Annotated in this window: 17 protein-coding genes and 1 tRNA gene; 6 read left to right on the top strand and 12 right to left on the bottom strand. The window is 40.9% G+C overall.

What is annotated here, in order from left to right:
• Positions 1-26: 26 nt before the first annotated feature.
• On the bottom strand, positions 27-968 hold the full coding sequence (locus NXG62_RS01290) for a LysR family transcriptional regulator (RefSeq protein ID WP_427113249.1): 942 nt from the start codon (positions 966-968) through the stop codon (positions 27-29).
• Positions 969-1,190: 222 nt separating this feature from the next.
• On the opposite strand from NXG62_RS01290, the gene NXG62_RS01285 reads away from it, so the two are divergent.
• The gene (locus NXG62_RS01285) at positions 1,191-2,534 is read left to right on the top strand and encodes a Na+/H+ antiporter NhaC family protein (RefSeq protein WP_427113248.1); all 1,344 of its coding nucleotides are present in this window, start codon (positions 1,191-1,193) and stop codon (positions 2,532-2,534) included.
• A gap of 324 nt (positions 2,535-2,858) precedes the next feature.
• Here NXG62_RS01285 and nth read toward each other — a convergent pair whose 3' ends face one another.
• The 5 genes from nth to NXG62_RS01260 all read right to left on the bottom strand — a co-directional run bounded on the left by nth (position 2,859) and on the right by NXG62_RS01260 (position 7,874).
• Positions 2,859-3,500, bottom strand: coding sequence for an endonuclease III (gene nth, locus NXG62_RS01280; protein ID WP_427113247.1), 642 nt, complete (start codon positions 3,498-3,500; stop codon positions 2,859-2,861).
• 4 nt (positions 3,501-3,504) lie between these two features.
• The gene (gene larE / locus NXG62_RS01275) at positions 3,505-4,323 is read right to left on the bottom strand and encodes an ATP-dependent sacrificial sulfur transferase LarE (RefSeq protein ID WP_427113246.1); all 819 of its coding nucleotides are present in this window, start codon (positions 4,321-4,323) and stop codon (positions 3,505-3,507) included.
• Positions 4,320-5,447, bottom strand: coding sequence for a RuBisCO large subunit C-terminal-like domain-containing protein (locus NXG62_RS01270; protein WP_427113245.1), 1,128 nt, complete (start codon positions 5,445-5,447; stop codon positions 4,320-4,322). The genes larE and NXG62_RS01270 overlap by 4 nt, the downstream gene beginning before the upstream one ends.
• A 36-nt stretch (positions 5,448-5,483) precedes the next feature.
• A complete protein-coding gene (locus NXG62_RS01265) occupies positions 5,484-6,278 on the bottom strand; it encodes an ADP-ribosylglycohydrolase family protein (protein WP_427113244.1) in 795 nt (264 codons plus the stop codon).
• A gap of 144 nt (positions 6,279-6,422) precedes the next feature.
• Positions 6,423-7,874 carry a nicotinate phosphoribosyltransferase gene (locus tag NXG62_RS01260; RefSeq protein WP_427113243.1) on the bottom strand — a complete coding sequence of 484 codons (1,452 nt, stop codon included), beginning with the start codon at positions 7,872-7,874 and terminating at the stop codon, positions 6,423-6,425.
• A 221-nt stretch (positions 7,875-8,095) separates the two neighbouring features.
• Here NXG62_RS01260 and NXG62_RS01255 point away from each other — a divergent pair, with 221 nt between their 5' ends.
• Positions 8,096-8,992, top strand: a complete 897-nt coding sequence (locus NXG62_RS01255; RefSeq protein ID WP_427113242.1) for a DMT family transporter — start codon at positions 8,096-8,098, stop codon at positions 8,990-8,992.
• Between the two features lie 165 nt (positions 8,993-9,157).
• Positions 9,158-11,008, top strand: a complete 1,851-nt coding sequence (locus NXG62_RS01250) for a carbon starvation CstA family protein (RefSeq protein ID WP_427113241.1) — start codon at positions 9,158-9,160, stop codon at positions 11,006-11,008.
• Positions 11,009-11,088: 80 nt separating this feature from the next.
• Here the strand turns inward: NXG62_RS01250 and NXG62_RS01245 are convergent, their stop codons facing one another.
• From NXG62_RS01245 to NXG62_RS01235, 3 genes are all read right to left on the bottom strand, one after another.
• The gene (locus NXG62_RS01245) at positions 11,089-11,736 is read right to left on the bottom strand and encodes a YigZ family protein (RefSeq protein WP_427113240.1); all 648 of its coding nucleotides are present in this window, start codon (positions 11,734-11,736) and stop codon (positions 11,089-11,091) included.
• Positions 11,737-11,881: 145 nt separating this feature from the next.
• Positions 11,882-12,028: a hypothetical protein gene (locus NXG62_RS01240; RefSeq protein WP_427113239.1), complete on the bottom strand. Its 147-nt coding sequence runs from the start codon at positions 12,026-12,028 to the stop codon at positions 11,882-11,884.
• A gap of 182 nt (positions 12,029-12,210) precedes the next feature.
• A complete protein-coding gene (locus tag NXG62_RS01235) occupies positions 12,211-13,695 on the bottom strand; it encodes a hypothetical protein (protein WP_427113238.1) in 1,485 nt (494 codons plus the stop codon).
• A gap of 772 nt (positions 13,696-14,467) precedes the next feature.
• On the opposite strand from NXG62_RS01235, the gene NXG62_RS01230 reads away from it, so the two are divergent.
• The 3 genes from NXG62_RS01230 (at position 14,468) to NXG62_RS01220 (ending at position 16,720) form a co-directional block, all read left to right on the top strand.
• Positions 14,468-14,544: transfer RNA gene (locus tag NXG62_RS01230), tRNA-Val, on the top strand.
• Positions 14,545-14,957: 413 nt separating this feature from the next.
• The gene (locus tag NXG62_RS01225; protein ID WP_427113237.1) at positions 14,958-15,785 is read left to right on the top strand and encodes a transketolase; all 828 of its coding nucleotides are present in this window, start codon (positions 14,958-14,960) and stop codon (positions 15,783-15,785) included.
• Complete coding sequence (locus tag NXG62_RS01220) at positions 15,785-16,720, top strand: transketolase family protein (protein WP_427113236.1); 936 nt, start codon at positions 15,785-15,787, stop codon at positions 16,718-16,720. Before NXG62_RS01225 ends, NXG62_RS01220 begins: the two co-directional genes overlap by 1 nt.
• A 111-nt stretch (positions 16,721-16,831) precedes the next feature.
• Here NXG62_RS01220 and NXG62_RS01215 read toward each other — a convergent pair whose 3' ends face one another.
• From NXG62_RS01215 to NXG62_RS01205, 3 genes are read right to left on the bottom strand one after another with little or no spacing between them, the layout of a single operon-like run.
• Positions 16,832-17,119: a DUF1292 domain-containing protein gene (locus NXG62_RS01215; RefSeq protein WP_427113235.1), complete on the bottom strand. Its 288-nt coding sequence runs from the start codon at positions 17,117-17,119 to the stop codon at positions 16,832-16,834.
• 1 nt (position 17,120) lies between these two features.
• Positions 17,121-17,537, bottom strand: coding sequence for a Holliday junction resolvase RuvX (gene ruvX / locus NXG62_RS01210; protein WP_427113234.1), 417 nt, complete (start codon positions 17,535-17,537; stop codon positions 17,121-17,123).
• A gap of 6 nt (positions 17,538-17,543) precedes the next feature.
• Entirely contained in the window at positions 17,544-17,804 is a 261-nt protein-coding gene (locus tag NXG62_RS01205; protein WP_091651262.1) for an IreB family regulatory phosphoprotein, read from the bottom strand.
• Between the last annotated feature and the right edge of the window lie 8 nt (positions 17,805-17,812).

The raw sequence follows: 17,812 nt of genomic DNA, 5'->3' as shown, positions 1-17,812 counted from the left end.
CATTTTTACATAGTTTTAAACTATGCCTACGTTTCTGTAAGGCATCCCCGTGTACATTGAGTCAAAGAATCCTCCAGCAATTGGACATAAAGTGTCATTTCCTCAGTCATTTTCATGTTTTTCAATTTCAACCAACCAATTTCCATCATATCAATACAATCTTCCACAGGAACAGAAATGATGCTGCTGCCAACCATATCAGCTAATAAACACCCTGTGCCGATATTAAAAGAATTGGTATTACGCAACATACTGAGCAGGCTGGACCGATCTGTCACATAAATCAGTTTCGTATTGGACATCCCTGGAAGAATAACTTCTTCAGAAAAAAGATACGGATCCTGCCCTTGTCCATATCGTACATACGGATAGGGTTCCAGCTCACGTACGTTGATCTGCCGTCTGGAAGCTAATGGATGCTGTGCTCTGAGATATACATATGGCGGATATTGGCAAAAAGGAACAAATTCCAGTCCTTTATGCAAAAATAACCGGTTCATAAATTTTTTTGTTGCCTTAGATACATAGATGATGCCAATCTGGCTTTGCTGCACAAGCACATCATGAATAACCTGCGTCGTTCGGCTTTCCTGCAATGTAATTGTATAACTATGATATGATTCAGCTTTCTGAACAAACTGAACCAATGCATCGGTAGGAAACATATAATGCTGTGCTGATATAGACAAATGAACCTTCTTTTCATTACTGTTATCCTGCCGAAAGTAACCCTGCATGCCTTCTATCTGATCGGCAATACGATAGGCATAGCTTAAAAATTCCATGCCACTTTGCGTAAAAGATACGCCATGTCTCGTTCGTTCCAATATAGTGATCCCCAACTCCGTTTCCAATTCTTTTACAGATTTGCTAAGACTGGGCTGAGAAATAAACAATTTTTGTGCGGCAGCAGTAATAGAATGACTCCTGGAAATTTCAATAATATATTTTAACTGTTGAAATGTCATGACACATGTCCTCCTTTTACTATAGTTTCAAACTATGCAACTTTGATGAAAATTGATATTTCACGAATACTATCTTAAAATGCTATTCTTATTATAACAAAACAGGAATCCATACGCTATAGCCATATGAATCTGGGGGAAATACAATACGTCGGGAGGTAATTTAAGAAAAAACAATAATGTAAAACTCAATTAAATATAATAAGGGAGGTACGTACAATAATGAATGATGAAAAAAAAGGTAATGCCATCGCCCTGCTGCCACTAGTTGTATTTATGGCACTATTTCTCGGGGTTTCATTAATTATGAAAGACTTTTACAAAATGCCTGTAGTCGTAGCTTTAATTATCGCCTCCACCATAGCCATACTGCAAAATAGAAAAGTATCCATCGACGCAAAAGTGGAACAATTCTGCAAAGGTGCCGGAGATTCCAGTATCATTCTGATGTGTTTAATTTTTATTCTGGCAGGAGCATTCGCTGAGGTCAGCAAATCTATGGGTGCAGTAGATGCTACGGTAAATTTGGGATTGGCTGTTTTTCCGCCCAGCCTAATGGTAGCCGGCATGTTTGTAATTGGTTCTTTTTTATCCATGTCTCTCGGCACGTCTGTCGGAACCATAGTTACATTAGCACCTATTGCCGTTGGAATAGCGGAAAAAACAGGATTGCCCGTAGGTTTCTTGATTGCTGCTGTCGTCAGCGGTGCCATGTTTGGCGACGGTTTATCCATGATATCGAATTCCACGGTAGCAGCCACTAAAACGCAAGACGTTGAAATGGTAGATAAATTTAAGGCTAATTTTAAAATAGTATTACCTGCGGCAATTATCACGTTGATTATATATGCATTTCTGACGTTAGGCATGGATGTCAACGCTACGGAAGCATATGATTATGAATTGATTAAAATAATACCTTATGTAGCCGTGCTTGTAATCGCTTTAACCGGTTTGAATGTAGTCCTGGTATTAGTCGGTGGCATTGTATTATCTGCTATAATAGGCCTTATATATGGTTCATTTGATATATTTACTGTATTTCAGCTTTCTTTAAAAGGTATTGCTGGTATGGAAGATATATCCATCATATCCATACTAATCGGCGGCATGGGAGAATTAACAAAGGTCAATGGCGGCATAGATTTTTTATTACATACCATACAAAAAAGAATTCACTCTGAAAAGGGTGCTGAATTTGGTATTGGCATACTCGTCAGTTTAGTAGATTTATGTACCGCAAATAACACAGTCTCTATCATCATAGTAGGTTCACTCACGAAAAATCTATCTGAAAAATATGGTGTGGACAGGAGAAAAGCCGCGAGTCTTTTGGATACGTTTGCTTGCTTTATACAAGGATGCATCCCCTACGGTGCTCAGCTGTTAGTTGCTTCCAGTCTCGCAGTAATTTCACCATTCTCCATCATGCAATATTTGTATTATCCTTATCTTTTAGGTGTGGCATCAGTCGTGGCCATATTATTGGGAATCCCCAAGTTTAAAACCCCGATAAAAGGAGACTCACTGTCTGCTGCACAAACAATGAGTTCTTCTAACAAATGAAGCATCATAAGATATACAATCAAGAATATTGCCATGCCTAATACGTGGCAGAAAATTCCCATAGACTGGTTCTATGCCTGTCCACTTTGCAGTGAATAATAGTGTCATCGGCATACCGTTCGAAGGGTGCCTGCAGATTTATTCTTACCCTCCACATATCAAATGCATATGTGCTTGGCACTATTAACCCGCACTAGGGACTTTCACCCGCTAGACTGCGCCCATGTCGGGCGCACAACGACAAGAGCGATATATTTCCACCATCCCTGTGGCGTGAAATATATCGCTCTTGTAATAATATATTCTTTCATAAATCCTGTTCCATTATTTACTTTTTAATGCCGCTGCCGGACACAAATCATTCAATATACATTCATGACATAACGGAGTCCGTGCTTTACAAACACGTCTTCCGTGCCAAATAAGCCAGTGATGTGCCCGACTCCACCATTTTTTTGGAACAGCCTTCTGCAATCCTTGTTCTACCTCTAACGGAGTTTTCCCAACAGCCAGTTCCGTACGATTTGCGACACGAAATACATGCGTATCTACAGCAATTGCCGGTATATTAAAAAGAATACTCACAAGAACATTGGCTGTTTTTCGGCCAACACCAGGAAGTTTGACAAGTTCTTCAAAAGACTGCGGCACTTCTCCGTCATATTTTTCACAAAGAATTGCGCTAGTTTCCAGCAAATGCTGCGCTTTGCTATGATAGAGACCACACGTACGTATTTTACTTTCCAATCCCTGCAGACCCAGTTCAAGCATTTTCTTTGGCGTATTATATAAAGGAAATAAGTCTCCTGTTACAACATTAACTCGTTCATCAGTACATTGTGCCGATAAAACGACGGCCACCAGAAGTTCAAAGGGGGAATGATAATGCAAGGCCGGTTTCAATATACCATACTGCTGTTGAAATCGTTCTAACATTTCTTGTTTTATTTTTTTTGTGATTGCCATTATACTATTCCTCTTTCACACTGATTTCTTCATTCAAACTTCCCATTTCATATCCGCCCAAGTCCAGTGTTACATATGTAAATCCACATTTCTTTAAAGCTTTTACAATACTTTGCCGATGCTTCAATATAACACTTAATTCCTCCATCCCCACTTCAATACGCGCGATATCGCCATGATACCGCACCCGCAGGGATCCCTGAATAAAAGGTGCAATATAAGTTTCTGCTTTATCAATTGTCTCCAATCGCTCCGATGTTAGTTCCATTCCATAGGGAATTCGGCTGGCAAGACAAGCTGCACTTTGTTTGTCCCACGTACGAAGCCCCAATTGACGGGAAATAATTCTGATATCCGCTTTTCCCAAACCTGCTTCGATCATCGGACTGCGTACGTGATCGGATAATTCCAGCAGTGCTTTCATTCCCGGACGGTAATCATCAAGATCATCTATATTGCCGCCATCAATTACCCATTGATATCCTTCCCTCTGTGCTAGTTTTACCAGTGCTTCAAACCTGATTTTTTTACAAATATAGCAGCGTTCTTTCGGATTATGCACAAAATTCGGATTATCAAATTCTGTCGACAATACTTCCCGATGGGGTATTCCTATTGCCTCAGCCAAACTTTTTGCATCAGACCGTTCACTTGCAGGCAGCGTTGGGGATACTGCCGTAACAGCCAGTGACTGCTTTCCTAATACGGTATACGCCGTATAAGAGAGCAGCGTACTGTCTACCCCACCGGAAAAACCAATAACAACACTGCCCATATGGCTTAAGATTTTTTTTAGTTTTTCATATTTTTGTTCTGTATTCACGAGTATATCTCCTGTATCATCATTTTATAAAATTTTGTATTTTCAAGCAAATCCGGTCCATGACGAAAAATACCGCCGCCTACCAAATATATAACATCCCTGCCGTATAACTTTGCCAGTTTAGGAATCGTTTCTTCTGTTATACCGCCACCGGGACTGGGAAAAATCGCCGCTAATTTTCCCAAATGATTTCTAGCGGACTCGGCAATCTTTTTGCAGTCATCCGCCGTAAAAGTAAATCTGCCGCCATAACTGGGAAATACAACAGCATCCGCACCGGCAAGACGTGAAAATACGCCATACAAGACAGACATGACAACACCGGAAAGGCCGGGCATAATAAACCCCCCTGACAACGATGGATGAGAAATTATGGGCAATCCTACCAAGGGATCATCCGCAATTTCACGAATCATGCCAAACCCTGTAAGCACAGGTGCCAATAAAATGCCCCCGGCCCCTAATTTTTTAGCTTGCAGTGCTCTTTCATGACTTTTTGTCCCGTCTGCAGTGCAATTAGCAACATAGACAGCATGCCCGCCAGTGTCCTTATTCGCTTTCCGTACAGCTTCGGCACAAGCAGCTACCCGTTCTGCAAAAGGAGCACTAGCCTGATTGGTAATACCGTGATCATCTTTAATAAGATCTGCCCCCCCTGCTGCAAACTCATAGGCCATATGAGCCAGCTCTGCCGTCGTTGAACCTAACGGCTTAATCACACAGTGAAGTAAAGGCCGGTGAAAAACACCTAAAAGTTCACGAATACCGGCAATGCCAAAATGAGGCCCGTGATACGCCGATAAAAAAGCCGAAGAAAATTCAATATCTTCTACCCATATGCCAGGCTGCATACTGCTATTTCCAAAAACAACATTGAATAACTGCGTAATTTCGGTTCCTGCAGCTCCATCATTATACGTTATCCAATACCGATATTGTCCATCCCCATACTCTGTAAACTTAACATTTCCAACTATATTATCGAAAATAGACTGTCTTTCTACTAAATCAGGAGGAAATTCGATAGTCTGTTCTACAGCAATTTTCTGAGCCAAATTTTGAGCTTCTTCCTTACTGTCTGCCGTAATTCGGTAAAGGACAGAAAAACTTTTCTCCTTGATCACGCTATGGTCTCCCTTCTCCTATTAAAAAGAATATCGCTATTTAAAAATACGTTCAAATGTAATAAGCACTTCTTTTAATTCCGGTGTTAACCGCTGCCATGCACCCTGCCATACTGCCTGCGGTATTCCTCCATAGTAAGCTTCCGCTATACTGGCAGCAATAGCCGCTTGTGTATCACTATCGCCGCCCAAGGAGATGGCATTGCGGATAGAATTTTCCACGCTTTCACTTTCTAAAAACGCCTCAATGCCCTGTGGAACACTCTCTTGCGTTCTAGAAGTAAACTGATAGCCGGGCCGAATTAGATCCAAGGTCTGTTCCATCGGATAATAGTATTGCTGTATATATGAACGTATACTCTCTTTATTATTCTTTGTACGAGCCAAATAAATAGCCGAAGCTACAGCAACTGCTCCGGTTATAGCTTCTTGTGTGTCATGTGTCACCACCGCCGTAAGTTCTGCCAGATACTGAACTTCATGTAAAGATCGTCCGACCCATGCGACCGGTGATACACGCATAGCTGCCCCATTGCCATAACTGCCGTATGGTTTTGCCGCTTCAGCTTGGAACCATTCCTTAAAACAAGGACCGTACCCCGCATCCGGATATTTTTGGCACCAATATCGTAGTTTTTCGCGAAGTGGCATACTAAGACCCTTTTTCTCTTTATATGCTTCTATTAACGCATCCGCTACAGCCACCGTGGTAACTGTGTCGTCCGTAAAACGCGATTGTTTTACAAACAAAGGAAACTCTTTCGTTTTAATGCGATACGGTCTTGCTTCATATACTGAACCAACTATATCACCTACAATTGCACCACGCATGTACTCACTCCTATCGATTATTATTCTCTGTATTAGGTATTATATCACAAGTAAAGATAGATAAACACATCTTACAATACAAGGGTATTTTTCTATAAAAAAGGCAGAAACGAGAATATCCCGTCCTGCCCTGATATCATAAAATTACATAAATTTTGCCGATTCCTCCTGCAAAATCCTATTACGTAATTTAGAAAGTTTAGAACTCCGCTGCACCCACATTTCCTCTGGATTAACAAGACGCAGATATTCCGGCCAAAGTGTCTGTATCTGTTCATCTGCATAATCACAGATTGCCGCCAACGTAGGCTTATGATATACCAGCTTCCCTTTTTGAAAAATAGGCTGCAGCATCGGACAAACATCGAAACTGTTAGCATAAATAACACGAGAGCGCCAAGGTGTCTTATCACTGACAAGCTGAAGATTTTTTATTGTCGAAAATTTTTCTTCTTCAAGGGCAATGATATCCGCTTTCATTTTTTTGCTTTCTCTGTCATAAATACGATATACATTTTTAATACCCGGATTAGAAATTTTTTCCGCATTATCGCTCATCTTAATTTTCGGTACAAACACATCCCCATCATATTGTCCCACAAGTTTAAATACGCCCCCCAAAGACGGACTGTCTTCAGCCGTTATCAGGTGTGTTCCTACTCCCCACGAATTGATAGCACATCCTTGCAGCTTTAGCTCAGAAATAAGAAACTCGTCAAGATCATTTGAGGCCGATATAATAACATCAGGAAATCCAGCTGCATCAAACATCTTTTTTGCTTCTTTTGACAGATAAGCTAAATCACCGCTATCGAGACGAATACCAAATTTCTTAGGCAGTGTCCCAGCATCTTTCATTTCTTGAAATACAGTAATCGCATCAGGAACTCCCTGCTTCAATGTATTGTATGTATCTGCCAAAAGTATTAAATTATTGGGATATTGGCGGATATATGCGTGAAACGCTTCCAGTTCCGACGGAAAACTCATGATCCAGCTATGCGCCATAGTTCCTAAAACAGGCATGCCAAATTTAGCTCCAGACAATACATTACTCGTACCGTTAAAGCCGCCAATCATAGCCGAACGCGCCCCATAAACACCCGCCGACATTCCCTGCGCCCGGCGTAATCCGAATTCCATAAGCGTATCATTCCCTGCAACCGTTCGAACACGACGTGCTTTAGTAGCTATCAAGCTTTCATGATTCATGATCATAGACATTGCAGTTTCCAGCAATAATGATTCATCTTTAGCCGTATGTATGCGAAGCAGCACTTCCTGGGGAAAAGCAACGGTTCCTTCCGGCATCGCATAAATATCACCCGTAAAATGCACGCCTTTCAAATAATCTAAAAATCTTTCTTTAAATAGATTCGTACTCTTCAGATAATATATATCATCATCACTGAAATGCATATTCTGCACATAATCAATCAAATGCTCCAATCCAGCTACAACCGTGTAGCCGCCTTTAAAAGGATTCGTTCTGTAATATCTGTCGAAAACACATGGCTGATTATGCTTGCCTTCAAAAAATAAGCCTTGCATCATCGTCAATTGATACAGATCAGTTAACAAAGCGTTCGTATACAATAGACTCGCCTCCAAATTATGATTAAATACATTATACATCATTCATTTATATATGACCAATGATTTTTAATATTTACATCTGTAAATACAGTGAAATATTTCACAATAATACATATTATGTATTATTTTTAGTTTTGCTTTATATTTTCTTTCTAGTAGAAAATATTTTTATGGTATAGTATACTTGATAAGTACAAATTTTACTTATGAAAGGATATTTCATGAAATATAGGTTATTATTATTGCTAGCTGCATTTATTTGGGGTACCGCGTTTGTCGCCCAAAGAATAAGTACCGAAACGATCGGTCCGTTTTCCTTTAACGGAATTCGTTTCGCATTAGCTTCCCTATCGCTTTTACCATTGATTATCTGGCAGAAAAACAGTCTGCTTGTGCGTTCGCGGAAAACTCCATCCCATCTGTCACTGCCGATAGCCTGCACGATGCTGGGCTTTGTCTTATTTGCCGGAGCTTCCTTACAGCAAATAGGTATTTTTTACACTACCGTTGCAAAGGCTGGTTTTATTACATCTTTATATATTATTGCTGTTCCTATTTTGGGCTTATTTTTATATAATCCTTTACGATTTTCTCATATCACCGGATGTATTGTCGCCGTCATCGGTCTTTATTTTCTTTCATATCCTACAAATGGACAAGCACTGAATTTCGGAGATGCCTTGGAATTATGCGGGGTTATTTTTTGGTCTCTGCATATTTTACTTGTTTCTTGGCTGGTTCGATATTATCCGGGAATCATACTTGCCGCTGGACAATTTGCTGTCTGTTCTTGTTTTAATTTTCTGGCAATTGCAATTACGGGAGAGTCCTTATCTTGGTCTATGGTTTTACTCACTTGGCTGCCTCTGGTATATGGCGGCGTGTTTTCCGGAGGCATCGCCTATACTTTACAAATTCTGGGACAAGCCCGCATTGCTGCAACGGAAGCGTCCTTGTTATTGAGTTTTGAAATGATTTTCAGTGCTTTGGCCGCCTTCTTACTATTAGGAGAAACGTTGACTTTTCGGGAATTATTTGGTTGTTTCCTTATGGCAAGCGGTATTTTTACCGCCCAAGTTCCCAGTCGCATTGTATGGCAAGGATTTCACTTGAAATAACTTGTTTATTTTGTTAATAATTAATTAATTTTTATAAAATAAATATTTCCACTCACAGCCATATATTTCCGTTAATCTCCTTTTTTGTTCCATTCACACGAAATTGCTTTCTTCTCCTTTAAAAGAATGTTATATTTGGAACGTAATAAAAAGGAGGTTTTAGTAATGGTAATGAATGGTGTTTATATGGTTATAATCACCGCATGCTTCCTTGTATTGGGATATCGTTTTTACGGCTCATTTATTGCTGCCAAAGTATTAACGTTAAACCAGTATAAGGTAGTACCATCCATCCGTTTAGATGATGGACATGACTATGTACCGACTAATAAATGGGTCGTATTTGGTCATCATTTTGCTGCCATAGCCGGTGCAGGTCCTCTTGTTGGTCCTGTTATTGCAGCACAATTCGGTTATTTACCGGGTATGCTTTGGATTTTGTTTGGCTCTGTATTTGCCGGAGCCGTCCATGACATGGTTATTTTATTGGCTTCTGTCCGTCACGACGGCAAGTCTATTGCTGAAATTGCAAAGGACGAAATCAGCAATACTGCCGGCATAAGTGCACTGCTCGCCACCTTATTTCTCTTGATTATCACAGAAGCAGGCATGGCTGTTGTAGTTGCAAATTCTCTATTTAATAGTCCTTGGGGAACGTTTACTGTAGCTTCTACCATTCCTATCGCAATTTTTGTTGGATTATATTTAAAGTATCTTCGTCCCGGTAAAATTCAGGAAGCTACTATTATCGGGGTTGTTCTTGTATTACTTGCTGTATTTTATGGTTCGGAAATTCCCGGTTCCGTATTAGCTCCCTATTTTACTTTCAATTTGACACAATTGGAAATCATGCTTGCTGTTTACGGATTTATTGCTTCCGTTCTGCCAGTATGGCTGTTATTAGCGCCACGTGATTATTTATCTACGTACATGAAAATCGGCACAATTGCTGCATTAGCTGTCGGTATCCTGATCGTAGCTCCTACTATCCGCATGCCGGCTTTAACAGAGTTCTGCGCAGGCGGCGGCCCGGTAATCAAAGGATCTGTGATTCCGTTTGTCTTTATTACCATCGCGTGCGGTGCTATTTCTGGATTCCATAGTTTGATTTCTACAGGCACAACACCAAAAATGCTGACTAACGAACGTCAAATTCTGCCAATTGGGTATGGGGCTATGCTTACCGAATCATTTATTTCCATGATGGCCCTTATTGCGGCTACTAGTCTTCATCCGAGCGATTATTTTGCTATTAACTCCACTCAAAGCGCATTTGCCGCTCTTGGCATCCAAGTTCAAGACTTACCCAGCTTAGCCGAACAAGTTGGTGAAAATCTTATGCATCGCCCAGGTGGTGCTGTATCCTTGGCTGTCGGCATGGCCGATATCTTTAACAAAATTCCAGGTATGGAACAGTTCATGGGATTCTGGTATCACTTCTGCATTATGTTTGAAGCGCTGTTCATTTTAACTTTGATTGATGCCGGTTCTCGTGTCGGCCGTTATTTACTTCAAGAACTTCTCGGAAAATTCTCCCCGAAATTCGGTGATACGGAATGGTGGCCCGGTATTATTATTTGCTCCGCTGCTATCAGCATTTGCTGGGGATATTTAGTACTCCAAGGCAACATCGGCGTCATTTGGCCGCTGTTTGGCGTATCCAACCAGTTACTTGCTGCCGTTACATTGGCTATTGGCACTTCCTTTATTTATCGTCATGGTCGTGGACGTTATGCATGGGTTACCATGATTCCCTGTATCATTATGAGTTTGATTACCGTCGATGCGGACTATGAAAATGTATTCTATAATTATATCCCTGACGGTAAATGGCTTTTAGTAGCTATCAGTGTTATTATGCTGATTCTCGATGCTATCGTTATGATAGAAGCGATTAAGAGCTGGATCAAATATTCTAAAACCGTTCCACAGGATATGCGTTCTCGTGAAGAAATCGAAGCAGAAACAAAAGCTAAAAATGAAAAAGAAGGTATTGAAGCACCTGCAATGCACTAACTTCATCTTTTTCCAACAAAAAAGCAACTTCAGCATAGTCGTTGAAGTTGCTTTTTTCTATATTTCAAAAAATAAACTTGTTATTTTTCTCGTATAATAGGTACCAATACATTCCCATCCTCCTTGAAAACGGCAGTACCATTTGTCAAATCAGCGATATCAGCCTGTACCTGCACACTCTTTTCTTGTGGAATCTCCAAACGAAAACAAACAGTATCAGAAAATATTCTGTCTATAATACGAACTTTCAAAGCCGGCAGTATCCGTTCAAGAGAGTTAATAAACGCATACCCAAATTCAGCTTCAGCAATAATAAAAGGAAAATAATCCGCAATCTGCGCCGCTTCAACCCCTAACACAGCAGCATGACTATATGCACGAATAAGACCTCCGCCACCAAGCTTAATACCGCCAAAATAACGTGTTATAACAATTACCGTATTGGTAATGCCGCTTTTCGTTAATACCTCCAATATAGGCCGGCCAGCTGTTCCTGCCGGTTCCCCATCATCATTATATTTTTGTATAAAACCGGTATCCCCTATACGATAAGCAAAACAGTTATGTCTGGCATCCCAGTATTGCTTACGAATTCTTCCAATAACGCTGCGTGCTTCTTCTTCTGTAGAAATTTCTGCCGCAGACGTAATAAACCGTGATTTTTTAACCGTAAATTCCGTTTCGGCATGACCATAGACGGATGTAAAACAAGGTGATATGATAGACATTATATTCTCCTGTACGTGAAATAGCTTATAAAATGCCATATGTAGTAGTGTAACGCATAATACTATTTTTGACAAATTATACGTTGACAAAACCTGCATTATCATATATAAAATTTTAATTTTCCAGAAAGTACAGCTTAGTTGGTTAGAACAAGCCATCGTCTTGTTCCGCATAGCCCATAATCTGTCGGATAGCCTGCTGTATTACCCGGTCCATGACCGTGGGGATACCCAGTTTTCGTACGCTGCTTTCTATTTTGGGATTTTCTTGCACCGTCCCGGCCGGGTCCATATTTTCCCATCCCGTAAAAAAAGAGCTGCGAAAGAATGATTTTTCATTTTTTCACAGCCCCTAATTTGTAGTTCGCTATTAAGTCATCCCAACATTTGACATAGAACCATAAATTGTATTTCGCCGTATCTTTTCATTTATTGACAGCATTTTTTTGATATACAGTTTTTATACCAAGCCGGTTAGCGGGTTTTATAGCCCTGATAGTCCTTCAATTTCGTGTTTTCTTTGAGCACTTCTGCAATCGATTTTCCTGCATCCAGTTCCTGAATAACTTTCTGTGCTTTATCAGAGAGATATGCTTTGTCTTTTTTGCCCAGCAACAAGGTCTTATCGTCGGGCCACAAGGTTCCGGTATTTTCATTTCTGCCCTGCAGGAGATACAGTGTATCGCCATTCTTATTAGCCTGTGCTAAGGAAACACCTTTCTTTTTCTGCCATACGGCAATACCGGCGCATAATGCGGCGTCATCTGTCCGCTTGCGGTTCAACACCAGAACAGCTTTGGTATTTTTATATTCTGTACAGAAATTAAAATCTCCCTGAGAGTCCATGGCGGTAAAAACCGGCCCCTGACCCTTATATCGCGGAGCAATAACCGAATCGATCGTCTGCGATTTGCCGACGCCCTGAGTCTGGGCATGAAGCTTGTAGTCGTACGCATTGATATACCGTCCCTGCCGATCCTTGCGATTCGTCATACCGACAATTCCATCGACACCGGGGATCTGGAAATAATCTACCGCGGCCCGAACAACATCCAGAGGAGATGCGGAATCAATCCATGTATCAATACCATTCTCATTTAAGGCGTTATACAACTCTTTTATTTCCGGTGTCACGGTAATCCCCAATTTATAGGATACGCTGACATTGCCGGCCTGCGATTTCAATTCCGCCGGGCTCTGATAGGAACCCTTACTCCATGTCTGTCCCTTGGCAGGATCACCATACCAGCTGTCGCAGCGGTACGCCAACTGATATACTTGATTAGGCGTCATGCCCGTATACCAGTAGGTTACCCACGGATACGACACGGATGCGTCCATGGTTTCGCCTATCGCATCATAGAGCCAGCGCATTTTAGCCTTAAATTCCTTGAATTCCGGACTATTTTTTACTGCTGCAGAAAATTCTTTTCCCTGCGGGGTTACTAGCCCTTGCTTATATAAAACACTATATGCAGCCGACGCATCTCGGATCCCATCCTGAATCCGCACCTGGCGTCCTTCGCCGTCATCGGCACCATAGGTCAAACTCAGCTTTTCCGCCGGAATGCCCGTCCGGAGCACTTCCATCATCTGATTCGGCGCAATGGCAAAAGCCAAATGATCTAGTTGCCAGATCATAAGCTGTTCCTCCACATCCATAACAGACGTCGTATTGTCAAAATCAAACACAGCATACGGACGATCCGCAGCTTTATAATTGGCCGACTGCTTGCCATAGAGTTTTAAAAAATCATTGATAGACTGTTTTACCTCCGGTTCCCAAGCCGTACGCTGTAAATACAGGGTGGAAGCCGCCTGCCGATTCATTACCGTCACCGTTTTATCAACAGGCGCAGCCATGACAGGCAATGTTTGCACAACCGAAAAAATAGTCAGTGCACACAATACACTGGCCGCATATTTCTTCATCTTACCCGGAACAATTTGTCTTTTCATATACATACCCCTTTCCACATCTGGATTTAGTATACAAAACGTATTCAAACGTAATGTCAGAAATATGTAATAAATTTGTAAATACAGAAAAATACGACAAGTTTTATCTGCGTATTATTAGGTTTGAAAACCTTTGCCAAAATACCATGCAATGAATATAATAAAAGACGAATCGAATATATGGTCCACAACAACGTTCCTGGTTATCTCGTTTTTGCGTGTCTTTTTTTATTGCACAAGAGAGATTTGATATGTTGTGAGACACATTACCTAACATCATTACATCATCCGTACTCGGACAGAAAATCGGTCGTTTTGCTGTCACGGCGCGACGAGGGTGTCCTGTTTGAATACGCAGATGGTAATTATTTCCATGCCATGACTAATATCGTAACACATGAAAGATATGTCAAACCAGCTGAAAAATCAATGCCATCACGCCCTTCAAGAGTGATGGCAAACACACCTTTTTCATCAACAACGGCGCTGAAGCCGATTGGAACGTCTTTTCTTCATGGATTTGAAATTTTTAATGGGACACTCCGGTACCCGAACGGTAGAACAAGTTTACGCCAACTATGAATCCCTGTGTACAATTCATAAATACAAAAAGAAGCTGGATACTGTTGTAAAAATATCATAGTATAGAATATACCATATGTAGGAAAATGGGGGTTGCACTCTATTGTCAATTATGGTACAATTCTAGATGCAACCTTACAAAAAGTGTATTATTAGTAATCTCAAAACACTAAGTTTTATCTTATTCCAAGGGGGTATAGCTCAGTTGGTTAGAGCGCTACGTTGACATCGTAGAGGTCAGTGGTTCGAATCCACTTATTCCCACCATATATTATCTCTAAGTTTCTAATATTATTTATTAGAAACTTTTTTCTTGTGTCTTATAATATATATCCTGTAAAATTTCTCCCCACTGTACTACTGAACCGCTTGCATTATAAGAACTTTTAAGAATATCGGATTTGACTTGACTATATAAGCATGGTACGATAAAGACATAAAGGAAGTGGTAATATGGATGCATTTTTTTCAATTATTATTTCCGCCCTTGTTACCTTCGTGATTTACATGCTGTATTGTAATTGGGCAAGACATAAATAGTACTATAAGGTTACTCGAAAAGACAAGCTCCCAATAAAAACGCAGCCATATCGGGCATCGAGCTTCGATATGGTGCGTTTTTGTGTTGACCTGTATGGTACTAGTGATTTATCTTTTGGCAAAATGAGAGGAGTCTGTATATGTCAGGACTAAAAGATTTACAGCGGTTATGCAATACCATAAGAAAGGATATCGTGCGGATGATTTATACTGCCGGTTCAGGACACCCAGGTGGTTCTTTATCTTCCGTAGAAATTATGGTTTCCTTATATTTCACAGATATATTTCGATGTTTCCCGGAAGATCCCGATAACCCTGCACGAGATCGTTTCATTTTATCAAAAGGGCACGCCGCCCCATTGCAATACAGTATATTGGCCCGTAAAGGATATTTCCCGGTAAAAGAGCTTGAATCACTTCGTACCTTTGGTAGTCCTCTCCAAGGCCATCCCAATATGAAAAAGCTCTCTTGTCTTGACTGTTCGGCCGGTTCTCTCGGGCAAGGGCTTTCTATTGCCAACGGTATTGCTTTTTCCTTCAAGCATACCCACCGTACACCACGTGTATATTGCCTTATGGGTGATGGTGAACAGCAGGAAGGACAGATTTGGGAAGCTGCGTTATTTGCTGCTCAGAATAAACTCGACAATGTATGTGCCATTATTGACTGCAATGGCATACAACTTGACGGTTCGGTAAAAGATATAAAAAATATGGAACCGTTAGATGAAAAATGGCATAGTTTCGGTTGGAATGTTATCAAAGTAAATGGCCACGATATATCTGCCCTACACAAAGCCTACAAACAGTCAGAAACGCATTTAGGAGTTCCTACCGTTATTTTAGCGGCTACCACCAAGGGGAAGGGTGTATCCTATATGGAAAATCAAGCAAAATGGCACGGTACAGCACCCAATACCGAAGAATATGCTGCAGCCATGGCAGAATTATCCTTGGAGGTGCAATAATGGAACAAATACCCATGCGGGATGGATATGGAAAGGCATTGTTGGAATTATGCAAAATTGACAATAATGTATTGGTTCTTGATGCAGATGTTGCAAAATCAACGAGGGCGGATTGGATCAAGCAACAATTTCCCGATCATTTTATAGATATGGGGATATCCGAGCAAGATATGGTAGGTACAGCGGCAGGAATGGCTCTAGCCGGCATGATTCCTTTTGTATCTACATATGGAGTGTTTCTATCTGGTCGTGCCTGGGATCAAATCCGCAATACCGTATGTTATAACAATTTAAATGTCAAACTCGGCGGTGCCCATGCAGGTATCTCTGTCGGACCCGACGGCGCTACGCACCAGGCATTGGAAGATGTCGCTATCATGCGTGTCCTGCCTAACATGACAGTTGTTGTGCCTTGCGATTCCATTGAGACCTATAAAGCCACCATGGCAATCTATCACACCACAGGCCCCTGTTACATTCGCTTTGGCCGAGAAGCGGTTCCGGTCATTACTACCGATGATATGCCCTTTGTTTTAGGCAAGGCATGTGTGTTCCGCCCTGGCAGCGATATTACAATATTTGCAAACGGAACAATGGTCCACCAAAGTATAAACGCCAGCAAACAACTGCAAAAAAAAGGAATTTCCGCCCGTGTAGTCAATGTACATACAGTTAAACCATTAGATGAAGAAACGATACTTTCTTGTGCCGCAGAAACAGGAGCCGTCGTCGTTGCCGAAGAACATCAGCAAGCCGGCGGCTTAGGAGGCGCAATTTGTGAATTATTGTCTCAGCATAATAATGTCCCTATATGCCTTGTCGGTATACATGACACGTTTGGAGAATCCGGAAATCCCTGTGAATTGATGAAAAACTATGGATTAGGAATACAGAATATTGTTGATGCCGCAGTAAATGTATGGCAAAGAAAATAACTGTCTATATAAAATCCCGTTGAAAACTTTTTGTTTTTTCAACGGGATTTTTTGAGAACTATTTTATTACAGTATCATTTAGGCGGTTATAAATAAAATAAAGAGTACCGTCTATTCTTCATTAAACATTCTTTCATACTCCCGTAAAACAGCTTCAAATTCTTCATCTGTCGGAGCTACATACAACGGTTCCCCATCTTCCATGTCGACACGGGCAATAATGGTTTCCGCATCTTCGGGAATAGCTTCTTCCCCATTTTCGTCCTCTGCATACCGGACGAGGATACTGAATTTCTTGCCATCGTATTCTAACGATGTTTCTTCATGGTAGTACACTTCATTTCCTTCTTCGTCTTCAATAACGATTACTGGAACTTCTTCCATCATTTCTTCTGCCATGTTATCCTCCTTGAGCGTCTAAATAATTCTGTAAGATGAAAACAGCCGCCATTTTATCCACAACTTGTTTTCGTTTTTCACGACGTACATGGGCCTCTATCAATTGACGTTGAGCCATAACTGTCGTTAGGCGTTCATCCCAATATACAAATTCCATATAGGGCATCACTTTTTTTAATTCTGCGACAAAATGTTCTATTTTATCAATGTTTACACTGTTATCGCCATTCATATGACGTGGTTTTCCCACGACAATACGATGAACTTCTTTTTCTTTTACAATCTCCTGCAGCCGGCCAAAATCTTTGGCTTTTGATTCCCGTCGAATCGTTTCTATTCCTTGTGCTGTAATCAGCAGTGCATCACTGCACGCAACTCCAATCGTACGGGAACCTACATCTAATCCTAATATACGCATATCCACCTATAGCTTATGCTGCTTTACATAAGAACGAACTAATTCTTCTATCAGTTCATCGCGTTCAATCCGACGTATATTGCTGCGAGCATTATTATGACTCGTAATATACGTGGGATCTCCGGACAACAAATAGCCCACAATCTGATTGATTGGATTATACCCCTTTTCCTCCAAAGAATGATAGACATCTTCAAATATCATAGATGCTACCGTTTGTTCTTCATCTCTGGATTTAACAATCATCGTTTCATCATTAATAGCCATTGTCAACA

The organism is Megasphaera sueciensis, assembly GCF_050219315.1.
Taxonomy (GTDB): Bacteria; Bacillota; Negativicutes; order Veillonellales; family Megasphaeraceae; genus Megasphaera_A; species Megasphaera_A sueciensis.
Note: the sequence above shows the minus strand (reverse complement) of the source record. Positions and strands in the feature narration are given on the sequence as shown.